Here is a 14,057-nt window from a genome sequence, read left to right on the forward strand (position 1 = left end):
ACGATGATAGAGTCTGCGGACGTTATAACGCACAGCGGAGTTTTTATGCGTTTTTCTCTTCCTCCGGCGCCTGCCGTCATTGCGGGCTTTGTGGCGGTGCTGGTGGGCTACGCCAGCTCTGCCGCTATTATCTGGCAGGCCGCCGCGGCGGCAGGCGCCACGCCCGCGCAAACGGCGGGCTGGATGACCATGCTCGGCATCGGCATGGGCGTCAGCAGCCTCGCGTTAAGCCTGTGGTATCGCGCGCCGGTGCTGACCGCCTGGTCGACGCCCGGCGCGGCGCTGCTGGCGACAGGGCTTGCGGGAAGCAATCTGCATGAGGCGGTCGGCATTTTTATTTTCGCATCGGCGCTTATCGTCATCTGCGGCGCTACCGGGCTGTTCGCCCGCCTGATGAAAATTATCCCGCCGGGCCTTGCCGCCGCGATGCTGGCGGGCATTCTGCTGCGCTTCGGGCTACAGGCGTTCGGCACGCTGGAGGGGCATTTTGCGTTGTGTGCCGCCATGACGGGCGCCTGGCTGCTCTGTAAAGTCTTCGCGCCGCGCTACGCCGTGGTGGCCGCGCTGCTGGCGGGTGTGGCGGTCTGTCTGTTACAGGGCGAAGTGAATACGGCGGCGCTGCATTTTCGCCTCGCGCCGCCGGAGTTTGTCTCGCCCACATTCAGCCTCTCTTCGCTGCTCGGCGTCGGCCTGCCCTTCTTTCTGGTGACGATGGCCTCGCAGAACGCGCCGGGCGTCGCCACGCTGCAGGCTTCCGGCTACCGGGTGCCGGTCTCGCCGCTGATGGTGGCGACCGGCCTGCTGGCGCTTATTCTTGCGCCCTTCGGGGTCTTTTCCATCTGCATCGCTGCCATCACCGCAGCCATCTGCCAGAGCCCGGAGGCGCACCCGGACCGCGACAAACGCTGGATGGCGGCGGCGATGGCGGGCGTGTTTTATCTGCTGGCGGGCGTGTGCGGCGGCTCCGTCGGCGCGCTGATGACCGCCCTGCCGCTGCCGTGGCTGCAAACGCTCGCCGGGCTGGCGCTGCTCGGCACCATTGGCGGCAGCCTGCATCAGGCGCTGGCGAATGAACGCGCCCGCGACGCGGCGCTGATTACGTTTCTGGTGACGGCGTCCGGCGTCACGCTGCTGGGCGTCGGGTCGGCGTTCTGGGGGCTGATAGCGGGCGGGATAAGCTACGCGCTGCTGGCGCGCCGGGCGGGATAAAAAAGAGGGAGCCAGGCTCCCTCTGCTCGGTTTATTTCGGCGCGGGATCGAACATGCGCGCATCGGTCGCCATGTCGTCGATCACCTGTTTGAGGTTGTCGACCGTCAGCGGCGTTTTTTCGTTGCTGAGATCTTTCCCCTCGCCTTTACGCACTACTTTGACGACCGTTTTTTGCGTCGCCGCGTCAATCAGCTCGCCTTCAAAAAACAGGCTGGTGTCCATGGTGCGATGCCCTGTCGCGACCTGGGTGCCGGCCACCACCAGCGCAATCGGCAGCACTTCATAGAATTGCAGCCCCTCTTTGCTGCTGTCGACGGCGGTGATAGCTCCCCGGAAAATCACGCTGCGCGGCCCAGGCGTCGTCACCAGCGGCTTACGGCTCGCCGCCGCGGTTTTCAGCTTGTCGTTGGTATATTTCAGCAGGCCGTCCAGCACCGGCTGGGTTATCTGCCCGGTCGGTTTCGGCGCCGGGTAATACACTACAGAGTTATAAACGATAGAGTCGTGATTAGTGATGCGATGGGTAACTGCTTGTTTATAAAGAAAATAATTTGGAAGTTAAATTTTAATACCGTCAGCAATACCGTTACGGAGAAAAACTACCCCGCTTCGTCAGCGAGTCATACTGTCTCTCGCAGGTCTCTCCGGCGTCACGGTATCGCTCAGCTTCTTCTGCTGTTGCGACGTAAGCTCGGTTGCTTTCTTCAAGCATGTCGGCAAGCACACTGATGACCTTGCTGGCTGGCGTGCCAGTGGGGAAAGCGCCGGTATAGTGTTCGGCAAGTCGCTTGGTTTTGTCAATCTCGGCGCGCAGGCTGCCAGCAGCGGAATTAGCAAGCTCAGCATCAGCACGCGCAGCATCAATACGGGATTGCGCTTCACGTTCAATTTCTGTTTTCTCCTGATCACGTTTTGCTTTAGCCTCATCATCAGCATTCTTCTGGTCTTCCTTAGCCTTTGCATAGCCGGAGCTATACTGAGCCTTTCCGTGGTTCACCCATGCCATGCGGGCGCCGATGCCGATTGCCGCCACCAGCGCCAACAAAATCAGCGGCTTCCACCATGCTTTGACAAAAACCCATAGCGCCGCCATCAGAGCACCTTACATGCTGCGTTAAACCGCGCGCGCCGGTCGTCGATACCGTTCTGGCCGCCGTTAATGATCTGCGTTACGCGCGTAACATCGCCCGGGTAGTTCAGGCACCCTTTACTCACGAAAAACCAGGCAGCGCTGCGCGCGGCGTAATCGTCCTGCGCCAGTAGCTCCGGCTGAGACACCAGATCAACTTTGAGGCCGTTGCCGCAGTCGCGGTAATTTGTCAGCCCGGTGATTTGGATCAGGCCGCGACCGCGGTAATTCCAGCCATCGCCAGGACCGTTATTTCCCATGCGCTTGCTGTACACCAGATTTGCGATAGCGCGCTGGCGTTCCAGCGGCAGAGACTTCTCGTAAGGCTTGCGCCCGAGCGCGTTGATCTGATCCGTCGACAGGCGATTGGAAAAGGTGATCCTCAAGGCAGCAACGCTGTAGTTGAAGCTTTCCACCAGCGAAGAGAAGCCGGCCGACTCATGCCCTACCTGCGCAATGAACATCGCCTGATCGACTGTCTTTTTAATGCCAAATTCAGCCATTGCTGCAACGATGTGCGGTTGCCAGCGGGCGGCCAGCTCCGGGGAAATGCCAGCAGCTTTCTGAAACGTTTTAATGTCCATGTTGGGACCTCGATATTTTGAAAATCTGGACGACATTGCCTTTCGTCTTTATCAGGGCAGCCAGAAAAACGGCTTTGATAATTACGTCAGACCAGTCAGGGAGGATGTAATAGCCGTAGAACGTGCGCACAGGAACGCTGGCGGCCACAACGATTACGATGTAAGCCAGCCAGCCACCCCACCAGCGATGGCGGGCGCCTTCCCGGCGGAAAAGCAGGACGCGGATTGCGATCCCTGCGCAGATGATGGCGTTAATCAGGAGCAGCATTTCAGGGCTGGTCATCGTCTTTTCTCCCCGGGATCAGGTCGCGTGGATTTTCAGAACGGTGATAGAGCCAGATGCCAATGCGTACAGCCACAATGGACGAGACGAAAGCGCCAGCGGCAAACACTATCCCTTTTTCAAACGAGTCCTGCGTAATCGTCGGAATAAGGCTGGCTATGCCAATGAGGATGGCCGCTGTCGCTTTGTAAAAGAGAAGGCCGCAGAGGAAGCTGAGAACCGCCAGGAAGACGCGCCTTTTGATAGGGTATTCAACCGCCGATGTCACAAATATTACCGCGCCGGCCAGCGCCCCCAACGCCACCTCCGGAGGAACCCCTGCCAACACTGAAGCCAGCGCGCCCATGCTAAGACTCTGATTTAGCGTGTCTGCTGTCATCGTGGTTGACATTGTAACCACCGTTTAATGTGCATAAGAACCCCCTTAGTTAGTGAGTCCATAATACACAATAAACCACATCCGGATAATATTACCTCGGATTGGTCTTAACAAAGTTACCTTTAAGGTATAAAATGGATGTAATGCATATTACATAGGGAAATAAAATGAGAGTTGCGGTGGTAATACCTTCGTACAAAGTGAAAAAACACATTTTGAATGTAATAAGTAAAATCGGCCCGTCGGTTCATAAAATTTATGTAATTGACGATTGCTGCCCGGAAGAAACTGGAGATTTTGTCCTGGAGAACAACACGGATGATAGGGTGTCCGTTATAAAGCATGAGGTTAACCAGGGGGTTGGCGGCGCGGTGATGACAGGCTACCAGGCGGCTGTTAATGACGGTATCGATATCGTCGTGAAAATTGATGGCGATGATCAGATGGAACCCTCGCTGATATCTGATTTCATTGCTCCGATCATTGCCGGTGAAGCTGATTACACCAAAGGGAACCGCTTTTTCAATCTGGACAATATAAGCGCCATGCCTAAAATAAGAATTTTTGGTAATGCTGTATTGTCGTTTATGACAAAATTTTCATCGGGTTATTGGGATATCTTCGACCCAACCAATGGCTATACAGCAATTCATACAGACGCGATTAAGCACCTTCCACTAAACAAAATATCTAAAAGGTACTTTTTTGAGTCAGATATTTTATTCAGACTGAACACACTGAGAGCTGTTGTAGTTGACGTGCCAATGGATGCCAAGTATGAGGATGAGGAAAGTAACCTTAAGATTTCAAAAATAATTGGTGATTTTCTTTATAAGCATGGAAGAAACTTTTTCAAACGCGTGTTCTATAACTACTACTTGAGGGATATGTCTATCGCATCAATCGAGCTTCCTCTTGGGGTTGCTATGTTATTTTTTGGCGTTGTCGTAGGCGTTGTAAATTGGGCCGATGCTATCATAACCGACATCCCAAACACATCAGGTACGGTCATGCTCGCCGCCTTGCCGGTTATTATTGGGTTACAGTTGATATTAGCATTCTTCGGCCACGACATAGCTAACACCCCTAGAAGAACATTTCATAACAGGTATAAAAAATGATTTACCTTATAACTATAGCCTGCGTCATTGGTATAGCTGTAGGCCAGATACTATTTAAGTTGTCATCTTCTGCATTAAGCAAGAGCGGAAGCTTATTCTCATTTGACACGCTTGTAATTCTTGTGCCTGCCCTTGCTTTGTATGGCGTTACAACACTGGCATGGATATGGGTTCTTCAGAAGATAGAGCTCGGCAAAGCATATCCTTTTATGGCACTTGCCTTTGTCTTGGTGCCGGTTGGTAGTCACTTTTTGCTTGGTGAGAAGTTTAACCTTTCATACTTTTTGGGTGTTGCATTAATAATGGTCGGCATCATCATAACATTAAGGTCAGCGTCATGATGTATTGGGCTTTGGCATCCATTTTTGGATATTTTCTCTACCTGGTATTCATTGCTAAACTTAAGTGGCAGCAAGCTCCATTCATTGCTCTTAGCATTTGCACTTGCATACTTTATGTTAGTGGAATACTTGGCTTCCTTGAGCAAGGCTGGGGTATAGCGGTATCGCTTGGATTCGTACTCGGAGCTTACGCGATTTACAAAGAGAAGCCTGTCATTGCTATTACATGGAATGGCATTCTTGCAACTTTGGTCAGCGTAGCGCCTTTTGTATTTTCTTTTCTTGCAGTTAAAAACGATTATTTATTCACGGATTGGGATGAATTTTCTTTTTGGGGTTCGAGTATAAAAATTATGACTGTGACTAACGCTATCTACGATGGTGGTTCGTCATTGTCTAACACATTTAAGGCTTACCCACCGTTCCAGCAGCTTGCTCAATATCTGTTTGTATATCCGGCAGGATGGAGCGAATCGGCTGTACTCAAGGCGCATAACGTTTATATATATTCAGCGATGCTATTTGCTTCCGCTACGGTCATCAGAAATGACGCGTTGCTGGCCGCCATAGCATTTGCAGCATCAACAACATTCATATACTTTTTCAAATATGACATTGGACATGTTCTTGTAGATCAGCTCCTGGGCGTTGTTTTTTTATCTGCGCTCTGCGTTGCTGTTTCCGCAAAAGAGAACGACAGAAAATACCTGCTTCCCCTGGTTGTCTTCATCCTTCCATTGATTAAGCAGATCGGATTGGTATTTGGATTGTTCGCGATAGCCTGCGCCTTCGTCCATATTGCGCTTGGAAAAGGTGACGGCTTTAAGAGCAGGATTGCAAATGCTTTTAAACTATCAGCGTTATGTCTTGCTGTTCTGCTGGTATCCTTTAAATCATGGTCTTTATATCTAAGCAGTGTTGATGTAACTCCAGCTTTTAGCGCTTCTGGCCCAATAAATTGGGCGTCCGCTGCAATGCAAAACAAAATATCGGTGACGCTTGCAGAGCTTAATGTGCGTATTTTAAATCCGCTCTATTTTAGTTATGCGACTCTTCACTTTCGTCCGTTAACCATTTTCTTAATTGGTGTAGCAATGATTGCTCCCATCTCGATTATGAGTAAGGGCCGAAGATTTCAGGAAACTGCTATCGCAGCAATACTGCCTTTGATGTGCGCAGCTTATATAGCCTTCCTTGTCTACTGCTATATTGCATACTTTTCAGAGTTCGAGTCTAAAAGGCTTGCTTCCTTTGAAAGATATGCTGGCACCTTCTTGATAGCCTGGGCATCCTTTTTGCTATACAAGATTGTCGATCTGAGCTGGAGAGGATTCAGAAGCGCGTACTCGCTCGTTGCCATCCTTGCTGTTGCTCTGCCAGTCTATGGCGTTACTGGGTATTATCGGCTGGACATGCAGAAGATTCGCCCGGAACAGAAAAAAGCCGTCCTCAGGAAGGATGTTTCTCGCTTGTCTGACATGATCTGGAAGAAGCTCAAGCCTGGTGACTCAGTATACTTTATCGCCCAAAACACTAAGGGCCTTGAAAAGCTAGCTTTCACCTATGAAATGCAGCCATTTAAGGCAAATAACTGGTGCTGGACTTTAGGGAAGAAATACTATGACAGCGATGTATGGACTTGCGACCAGAGTCTTTCGGAAGTCATGAAAGGCTATAAATATCTGGCGATTTATAAAGCAGACAAGCAGTTCTGGGATTTATTTTCTTCTCACTTTAAAGATGGTGAGGGAAAGGACGAGCTTGCTATATACAAAGCTGATTATGATAAAGATGGGAAGTTGCGTTTAACTGAAGTTAAATAGTAAAACCAGAGAGTAAAGGCCCCTTTTGGGGCCTTTATTTATCCTTCAGTGTGAGCCCTTCTGGATATAGTTGGCCCAGGTCCTGTTGATGACCACGTTAGGCTTAAAGTATCACCAGCCTCAAGCCTGACTGCCTGTACGGATAATGTAGGGATACTAACCGCGTCGCCATCGCGAGATACCGTAGCCTGCGTTATTGAAGCTGTGCCTTGGACATATACAGTGCATGGTAGCCTGGTATCATTAACCCAGGTTCCTCTCGTTCCGCCGGATACAGAAGTGAGGCTCATTGTAACAGCTGTCCTTACATCAGTTGTATTGACAAAGCTTGATAACTTTATGTCATATATGCTTCTTTTTCTGGTTCCTGACCCTGAGTCTGTAAAACCACCGGAACCAGTATTCCAGTTTTTTACCGCCACATTTTTAACTTCGTAACCTATTGCTACTGATTGAACCTCTATTAACTCAAAATACCCGCCGTCGATAAGTCCATTAAACCCCTGCGCAACAAATCGCTGGCTTGAATAACAGTTAAGAAACTTTGTATATCTTCCTCGGTCTACGAAATCGCCAGTTGATGCGTTGAGGTTTTCATTGCCCATACCGATAAATGTATTGTAACGGCAGTTTGAATTTATGTTCAGGCCGTAGTCAGTATTGGCTTCGCACGAACCATTAATGAATGTATTCTGGTCGCCCCAAGTCATGTTAAGACCACGGGTTAATCCTTCTGCATAAAAATTTATGAAAGTATTATTAGACGGACTCCCCTGGCCCGCCCCGGCTCTGGTGCCGACCGTAAGAAGCATCCCAAGCTGAGCGACATTCGTAGTAAGACCAGCAAGATTTCGATACTTAGACGCCATAACATTGTACATCGTGCTTAGCTGTAAACTCTTATGCACGATAACAGTACCAGTTGATTTGGCCCCCCAGGCAGTAACATCACTCCAGATAGAGCGCGCTATACCTTGCGTTGAAATTGCGATTGCCGAATTTGCATTTCCCTCAACGTGTAACCCTACAAGGTTGACAGCATCAAGATATGGTTGATTGGGATTGACAGGGTCTGGCCATGCGTCGATGTCTAACGCGATGTGATCATCGGTAGTGTTGGTGCATTTCAGTACCGTCTGCATGCTTCCTTTCCCAGCCAGTGTGATTCTGTTCTTAGTTATTTTGCCTAAGTCTGTGTAACGGAAAATTCCTGCTGGGAAATCAATAGTCACATAGTCGGTATTAATTTTATTCAGCATTCGAATAAAATTCACAGTATTGTCAGTAGAATCATCTCCTACCAATCCCCAGTTTCGCACGTCGTAAATCGGGTAGCCGTTAAGCATGCCTACGCATCGCCAGTTGCTATCAGGTGATGATGGTATTGTTGCAGGAAAGGCGGTTGACTTGCTGATGTACCAGAGATTTTCAGCCGGATAAAAAACAGCTTCGCGCTGTGAGTTGACGCTACCAGGGATGCCAAACTGATACTTTTTTCGAAGCTGCGCGGGTTGATAGTCCGTATAGACAGTTCCACCATAAGACGAACCTAACCTTTTGTCACCACCCTGCTTCGCCAACTCAATGAGCACATCAGTTGCAGAACCGGAAGAAGGAACCAACCCTACCGGCTGCCCCCCAACAAAACCGATTACCTTGCCTTCCAGATCACTAATGGGTGGCAGTTGCGACACAAACGAATCCGGCACGCGCAGAGTGCGGTTAAAATTTCCTGCAGATAGTGTGTCGACATAATTTTTTGTTGCAGCATCCTGTGGGTCACGGGGATCTTTAATGTTGCGGATGTAATTGCTTAGAGCGTCGTACCAGTTCGCTACTGATGACGGTTTTCGCAGAGACAACCTGAACGCATTGAACGCCTGCTGAATGAGCATGGTCAGCTTATCAAATGCAGCCTCGTGAATTTCGGGGAAGAAGCTGCCCTGGTTTCTCAGATCGGTGTCTTGAGTTACAGGCAGGCTGCGCTCAATGGAGATTTTCCAACCATTCTGCAGGGGAGTAGCAAGGTTCACCTTGCCTCCGAAATATGTTCCCGCTCCGGTGACCGTGTAGTCGGTATCCAGCGCAAGGGTTGTAATGTTCTCGTTCAGGTCGACGACAGTTACTGTCAGATCGCTCTTCTTGAAGATGCGAAAATTATAGTCAAAGGCCGTGGTTACCCCATTGCCGGTGTAGTCATTGTGGTCCACTTCGGTTGAAACGGTCATGTCATCAGCTCCAGTATGGCCGCGCCCTGCGCGCTATGCTTATGAGCATTCTATAGCCTGCCAACTCTATTATGAATTATCATTACCTTTATAAATGAAACAAATTACCATATAGGTAAGGTGATTTTTCTGGAGTAAAATCAGGTCTTCTGATATATGTATATATATACAGTATTAAGATGAAGGAGGTGGCATGTCGCAGTATCATCACCCTCTTGATGAGGGAAGGTTGGGAGCGCTGAATAGCCCGAAAGGTGTAATGGAACTGGTTGAAAAATCTCACCTAATGGAGCTGATCAGAGAGCTTGAAAAGGACGGTCATGACGTAAGCGGAGCTGCGGCGGAACTCGTCGCCTTGGTCAACTACGTCACCAGTATGCAGGTTTCCCTGAGCGATATTCAGACCCATCTTGACTACTGCGTACTGAGCCTGAAAAGGAGCATTGGGTAATAATTTTTGGTAATACTTGGGCCGCCATTGCGGCCCGTGACATGTCACTGTTTTTTGATTAACTCTCTCAGCCTTGCGAATCCCATAACCACTAACCCGATGCCGCATAAGAAAAAGAAGAGGATCAACAGAAAATCTATTGCAGTAATTTTTGACTTATCGAAAAACAACATGGTTACGCTCGGGTAAAGGAAAAACGTCACCATGAACAGATACACAGCCAAAAACTTAATTCTTTCCATCGCTTACTTACCTATCATGAATTGTGACGGCGGCACCAGAAACTCGTTGCCCTGCTCCCGCTCTACTCGGCGCTGATAACGCTCAAGCGATCCGGGGTCCAGCGAGTCCTGAACCCGGTTTAGGATCAAACCGTTCATCGCCGTGCGCAGCCAGAAAATGTTAAGAAATGGCGTGTTGTCAAGCGTCGTCCGATACCAGTCGCCCAAATCCGCCTCCCCGCGCGTCGTCTGCTGCAGCAGCGTGATAATGCTGTCAGCGTTAGACGCCGCCGGCCCCATCAGAGACGTCACCGGCCCCGCCCCCATTCGGTTTACCTCGCCGAACATAAAATCTCCGAGAATGCCGAGCCCGCCACCCTGTGCCGCAGCTGCCAGAAATGTTTTTGCATCCGCCGGTCGCGGCGTCTGACCTTTCAGCATCAGCTTAGCCTGCATTGAGACATAACCGAACATGGTCGCCCAGACGAATAGATTCGCGGCTCCCATGAAAGCGCCATTGCCGTTCCTCATCAACGCATTGGTAAGCGAGGTGGTTTTCGATTCACCGAGCCCTGCCGGAGTATACCCGCGACCAAAAACCTCACGCCCAAGCACGTTCTGCATGAAACTGGCGGTAAAAGATTTGTACTGGCCTGCGAAGCGAATCGCCTCGCCCGCCACGGTTCCTGGTACGGTGCCCATCTTCATAAACGCCTGCGTGCGGTCGCCGGGCTCGGACATAGCAATGTTCAGGCGATCGAGGATATAGCCGCGCAGCTGGCCTTCGAGCTGGTCGCGCGCATCGGCGATTGCACGATCCGTGGGGTTCAGGCCTTTGCTTTCAACATAATGGGCAATCACGTCATCCGGCACACCGCGGACGCCGCTGGTCGTCATGAACTTGCGCCCCTCGCTGTCGGCCATGTCCATGTTACGGAAAATTTCCCATTCCCGGTCACCTATACCGTGGAGGTCGAGCACGCGGCGCAGGTCTTCCGGCAGGCTGGCGTGAGGCTGGTCGGCATTTTTTGCCAGCCAGTTGGTAATCATCAGGGCGTTGGAATTGCGGCCGCTCTCTGTCCAGAAATTCATCAGGTTATATTTGAAAAACAGCTGCTGCGCGCGCCCCATTTTTCCGGTAAGCGAGTCGTCGCCGGAGATGCGCCGGATGATTTCCTGTGTCATGGCGTCAGAATAAACGCCGATGGAGGACAGGATCTCTTTCTGCTCTGTGCTGTTATACCGGGAGAAACGCCCTTTCATGGCGCCGAGGACCGCCTGCATAAAGTTCTGCCCCTGGTAGCGCATTTCAGTAGCTGCGATCGGCACGTCGTTGAATGAAGAGATAACGGCGCCACCGAGCTGGCTCATACGCAACCAGCCGCGCACCGCGGCGGAAGCGTTGGCCCAGCCGACACTGCCGGGTATATTCAGCGAGCCATCAACCTGCGGCATTACAGTGCGATTAAGGCGGCGAACTTTGGTCATGTAGTCCGCCAGCGCCGCCGGGTTTCCTGACTTGCTGACGTCCTCGGCCAGCGTGTCAGTCAGGTATTTGAACATGTTGCCGGGATTGGTTCCCAGCATGCGCATCATTCCTGTATTCCGCGCCGCGCTGTTAAGACCGCCGAATAATGCTTCGCGCAGGCTTCCGGTGCCGAACTGCTGATTGTATTCGTGCCAGGAGATACCGTCTTTGAAGTGCAGTACGCGCTCCTGGCTGGCGCGCTTCGCCGCGTTTGCCGAACCCTTGAAGCCGTTCATCCAGTCTGGCTTTTCAGATGTCAGGTGAACGCCAGAGGCCAGACCGTTGTAAACGTTCCGCATGAACTGATCGCGGTCGGCGACGCCATCAAATGTGCGTTCATCGAGGCGAGGCAGGATTGCATTGCGCCAGGCATCATACCCGGCAGCGCGGATCTTCATAATGTCATGCGACTGTCGAACAATATAGCCAGGCTCTTTGCGTATCCACGCGCCAGCGCGGTTCTCGTCGATGCGCGCCGCTTCCTGCCACTTCATGATAATCTGCGCCGCACTGACTGATTGTTTCGTCATTCCTTCGGTAGATTCGCCGCGGCCAATTCGCCACATTGCGTCAGCGATTTCACGATCGTTGCTGCCGCTGGCGATGAATTTAACCAGCCCGGCTCGGTCGAAATCGTAATTGATGCCTGCGTGATATTTCCCGCGAAGTTGCGCCACCTCTGAGGATACCGACCGGCGCGCCCCGGTGCGCGCATCGTTACGCCCTACCAGTATCGCCTCCAGACCTATATCCGGGCGGTCTTTCCAGACGGTGCGCAGCTCGCCGAGTCGCTGCGCCGCCACGCGGGTATTAATCGCTTTATTGCGCGCTTCAATCTGTTTGGCCAGCACGTCAGCGTTACTTAGTTCTTCGGCGGCACGCATGGCCGCCTCTTCGAGTGACAGCGCCTCGTTACTGGCAAGAATGCGGTTTGTGGTGTCGCGCATATCGCGCACCAGCCCTTCCATTTCATCTGCCGACAGCTCGCGGCCAGCGGCGGCGTTAACGGTGCGCTCGCACTGTGTCAGAAATTCGTTGGCAGCCATCAGATCCCCCGGTTAATCATACAGGCAGCAAAGGCCCGGAAAGCGTTGCTCATGCTATTGTCGCTGGCCTCGGCGCGAATAGCATTGAGGTTTTCGCGCATCGTGGCCGCGAGCTCCGGATTGTCCACCGCGATATCATCCAGCAGCGCGTTGCTGATATTGAATTCGTTCTCAAGGTCAGCTGCGGCGGATGTAAGCTCATGATCTGCTTTCTGCGTGTCCTGATAAATTCGATCGGCGGTTTCGCTCACCGGGCGGGCCGTTTCATCAACCTGCCGCGCCGGGTTCTGTATGCGCTGAATAGCGCGCTCGCGCAGCGCCGGTTTATGCAGCTCATAGAAAGGCTCAACGTCCGGGCTTCGGCCTTCCATCATGTGTGCCAGCGCGGCGCGGTAAGCCTGCTGGTTAACGCTCCAGTCTGCTTCTCTGATAGCACTGGCGGCGGTGCGCACTGCACCGGCGACCGGCGACATCTGCATGCCGTCGCGGATCTGCTGCGCGCGCTCGGCGATGGTAACTTTCAGGTCGTCTGGTATCTCTCCTCGGGAAAGTTGGGTCTGTCGGCCACGCGCCTGCTCGGCGGCGGCATTACGCTGAAGCGTCTGGTTTATCTCTTCATTACGGGCCTCGATCTGTGCCTTCTCGGCATCAATATCCTTCTGCGCCAGACGGCGAGCTTCCTTAAACTTCATCCGCTGGCCCTGGTATTCCGTTGTACGCTGTTGCAGGGTAGCTTCTAATTCATCAGCGCGGCGCATGTTGGCGGAAAGCTCGGTGCGAAGGTCTGCAACATTATCAATCTGTCGTGATTGCAGATCCTGCTGGCGCGCCATGTATTCAGGCACAACGTCATCATAAGCCCGGCTGTACGCATAACTATCAGCATCGCTGGAAATGGCGGCAGCCAAATCAGCATTTGTGCCACGCTCAGGGATATTTACACCAGACGGGATGTTGTCCGGCGTTATGACCGGAGTTGGCTGAGCTTCTGGTTGAATATCTGCCTGCGCCAGCGGCGCGGCGGGATCATTTCCTGCTCCTGAAGGGCTCCGCGCACGCACCAGGTCGGCGATAAGACCGCCGCCTGCATGCATCAAACCGCCCGCCATCGTGTTGAAAAAGGTACTTTCCAGAGCGTTTCCGTAGGTAAAGTCATCCCCGCCGGCGGCGGCCGCCTGGGCAGTTAACGGCACTGTCGCCACGGCCTGAGCTGCGCCCATGCGCGCACCGGCAAACAGACGTTCCCCAAACCGCCCCGCGACAGATGCCGCCTTCGCCTCGCCAGCGAAAGGAACCAGCGCCAGCGCCACGTTTCCGGGGTCTGCCATCGAGCCGGCCAGACTGGCCGCGAAATTAAGCGGCGTCGCCGCCCAGCCACTCGGCGCAGACATGGCGATCTGCTGACGAGCCAGCGAGTTCTGGCGCTCTTCCACCACGTGATCGAGAAACGCTTTTGTTACACCGCTATCCGGTACGTTGATGCTTTTGACACCATACTGCTTGAGCCGCTCGTCAGCCTCCTGCTTGCTGACGATTGCAGAGTTTGGATCGTTTGCCAGCCTGTCAGCGGAAGAGAACCGAACACCCGACATGACCGGGCCTTCTTCAAATCCCTGCTGCAAGGATGAGAGCAGCGATTCGCCCAGACCGGCAGGCGCGTTACTGATGGGCTGGTTAATGCCTGTGCCCGGATCTTCTGTAAAAATTGGCATG

The 14,057-nt window shown here is 52.4% G+C and carries 12 protein-coding genes and 1 pseudogene; 5 read left to right on the forward strand and 8 right to left on the reverse strand.

The features are described 5' to 3' along the window. The first annotated feature begins 45 nt into the window (after window positions 1–45). A complete protein-coding gene (locus AACV31_RS10895) occupies window positions 46–1,209 on the forward strand; it encodes a benzoate/H(+) symporter BenE family transporter (RefSeq protein ID WP_255491230.1) in 1,164 nt (387 codons plus the stop codon). A 31-nt stretch (window positions 1,210–1,240) separates the two neighbouring features. On the opposite strand, the pseudogene AACV31_RS10900 reads toward AACV31_RS10895, so the two are convergent. From AACV31_RS10900 to AACV31_RS10920, 5 genes and pseudogenes are all read right to left on the reverse strand, one after another. Continuing rightward, window positions 1,241–1,726: pseudogene (locus AACV31_RS10900) on the reverse strand (DUF3313 domain-containing protein); the annotation flags it as partial. A gap of 70 nt (window positions 1,727–1,796) precedes the next feature. Further along, a complete protein-coding gene (locus tag AACV31_RS10905) occupies window positions 1,797–2,303 on the reverse strand; it encodes a DUF2514 family protein (RefSeq protein ID WP_165154090.1) in 507 nt (168 codons plus the stop codon). Beyond that, a complete protein-coding gene (locus tag AACV31_RS10910; RefSeq protein WP_165154093.1) occupies window positions 2,303–2,923 on the reverse strand; it encodes a glycoside hydrolase family 19 protein in 621 nt (206 codons plus the stop codon). Before AACV31_RS10910 ends, AACV31_RS10905 begins: the two co-directional genes overlap by 1 nt. Then, window positions 2,913–3,206 carry a phage holin family protein gene (locus tag AACV31_RS10915; RefSeq protein ID WP_165154096.1) on the reverse strand — a complete coding sequence of 98 codons (294 nt, stop codon included), beginning with the start codon at window positions 3,204–3,206 and terminating at the stop codon, window positions 2,913–2,915. The genes AACV31_RS10910 and AACV31_RS10915 overlap by 11 nt, the downstream gene beginning before the upstream one ends. Next, window positions 3,193–3,597, reverse strand: a complete 405-nt coding sequence (locus tag AACV31_RS10920; protein ID WP_165154098.1) for a putative holin — start codon at window positions 3,595–3,597, stop codon at window positions 3,193–3,195. Before AACV31_RS10920 ends, AACV31_RS10915 begins: the two co-directional genes overlap by 14 nt. A gap of 155 nt (window positions 3,598–3,752) precedes the next feature. Between AACV31_RS10920 and AACV31_RS10925 the strand changes: the two genes are divergently transcribed. From AACV31_RS10925 to AACV31_RS10935, 3 genes are read left to right on the forward strand one after another with little or no spacing between them, the layout of a single operon-like run. Continuing rightward, window positions 3,753–4,706 carry a glycosyltransferase family 2 protein gene (locus AACV31_RS10925; protein WP_165154100.1) on the forward strand — a complete coding sequence of 318 codons (954 nt, stop codon included), beginning with the start codon at window positions 3,753–3,755 and terminating at the stop codon, window positions 4,704–4,706. Continuing rightward, the gene (locus AACV31_RS10930; protein WP_085067653.1) at window positions 4,703–5,047 is read left to right on the forward strand and encodes an EamA family transporter; all 345 of its coding nucleotides are present in this window, start codon (window positions 4,703–4,705) and stop codon (window positions 5,045–5,047) included. Before AACV31_RS10925 ends, AACV31_RS10930 begins: the two co-directional genes overlap by 4 nt. Further along, on the forward strand, window positions 5,044–6,870 hold the full coding sequence (locus AACV31_RS10935; RefSeq protein WP_165154102.1) for a hypothetical protein: 1,827 nt from the start codon (window positions 5,044–5,046) through the stop codon (window positions 6,868–6,870). The genes AACV31_RS10930 and AACV31_RS10935 overlap by 4 nt, the downstream gene beginning before the upstream one ends. A gap of 38 nt (window positions 6,871–6,908) precedes the next feature. On the opposite strand, the gene AACV31_RS10940 is transcribed toward AACV31_RS10935, so the two are convergent. Next, a complete protein-coding gene (locus AACV31_RS10940) occupies window positions 6,909–9,098 on the reverse strand; it encodes a hypothetical protein (protein ID WP_185155277.1) in 2,190 nt (729 codons plus the stop codon). Window positions 9,099–9,291: 193 nt separating this feature from the next. On the opposite strand from AACV31_RS10940, the gene AACV31_RS10945 reads away from it, so the two are divergent. Beyond that, window positions 9,292–9,549 carry a hypothetical protein gene (locus AACV31_RS10945; protein WP_165154104.1) on the forward strand — a complete coding sequence of 86 codons (258 nt, stop codon included), beginning with the start codon at window positions 9,292–9,294 and terminating at the stop codon, window positions 9,547–9,549. 245 nt (window positions 9,550–9,794) lie between these two features. Here AACV31_RS10945 and AACV31_RS10950 read toward each other — a convergent pair whose 3' ends face one another. Then, window positions 9,795–12,344, reverse strand: a complete 2,550-nt coding sequence (locus AACV31_RS10950) for a hypothetical protein (protein WP_165154106.1) — start codon at window positions 12,342–12,344, stop codon at window positions 9,795–9,797. Further along, window positions 12,344–14,056, reverse strand: coding sequence for a hypothetical protein (locus AACV31_RS10955; protein ID WP_165154108.1), 1,713 nt, complete (start codon window positions 14,054–14,056; stop codon window positions 12,344–12,346). Before AACV31_RS10955 ends, AACV31_RS10950 begins: the two co-directional genes overlap by 1 nt. Window position 14,057: the final 1 nt, after the last annotated feature.

It is taken from the genome of Cronobacter sp. EKM101R (assembly GCF_963888145.1).
GTDB lineage: Bacteria > Pseudomonadota > Gammaproteobacteria > Enterobacterales > Enterobacteriaceae > Cronobacter > Cronobacter turicensis.

Bases quoted from the DNA above. Each gene is read 5' to 3' on its own strand.
- AACV31_RS10920 (WP_165154098.1), bottom strand. From the start codon at position 3,597: ATGTCAACCACGATGACAGCAGACACGCTAAATCAGAGTCTTAGCATG.
- AACV31_RS10945 (WP_165154104.1), top strand. From the start codon at position 9,292: ATGTCGCAGTATCATCACCCTCTTGATGAGGGAAGGTTGGGAGCGCTG.
- AACV31_RS10905 (WP_165154090.1), bottom strand. From the start codon at position 2,303: ATGGCGGCGCTATGGGTTTTTGTCAAAGCATGGTGGAAGCCGCTGATT.
- AACV31_RS10935 (WP_165154102.1), top strand. From the start codon at position 5,044: ATGATGTATTGGGCTTTGGCATCCATTTTTGGATATTTTCTCTACCTG.
- AACV31_RS10955 (WP_165154108.1), bottom strand. From the start codon at position 14,056: ATGCCAATTTTTACAGAAGATCCGGGCACAGGCATTAACCAGCCCATC.
- AACV31_RS10910 (WP_165154093.1), bottom strand. From the start codon at position 2,923: ATGGACATTAAAACGTTTCAGAAAGCTGCTGGCATTTCCCCGGAGCTG.
- AACV31_RS10950 (WP_165154106.1), bottom strand. From the start codon at position 12,344: ATGGCTGCCAACGAATTTCTGACACAGTGCGAGCGCACCGTTAACGCC.
- AACV31_RS10940 (WP_185155277.1), bottom strand. From the start codon at position 9,098: ATGACCGTTTCAACCGAAGTGGACCACAATGACTACACCGGCAATGGG.
- AACV31_RS10895 (WP_255491230.1), top strand. From the start codon at position 46: ATGCGTTTTTCTCTTCCTCCGGCGCCTGCCGTCATTGCGGGCTTTGTG.
- AACV31_RS10925 (WP_165154100.1), top strand. From the start codon at position 3,753: ATGAGAGTTGCGGTGGTAATACCTTCGTACAAAGTGAAAAAACACATT.
- AACV31_RS10930 (WP_085067653.1), top strand. From the start codon at position 4,703: ATGATTTACCTTATAACTATAGCCTGCGTCATTGGTATAGCTGTAGGC.
- AACV31_RS10915 (WP_165154096.1), bottom strand. From the start codon at position 3,206: ATGACCAGCCCTGAAATGCTGCTCCTGATTAACGCCATCATCTGCGCA.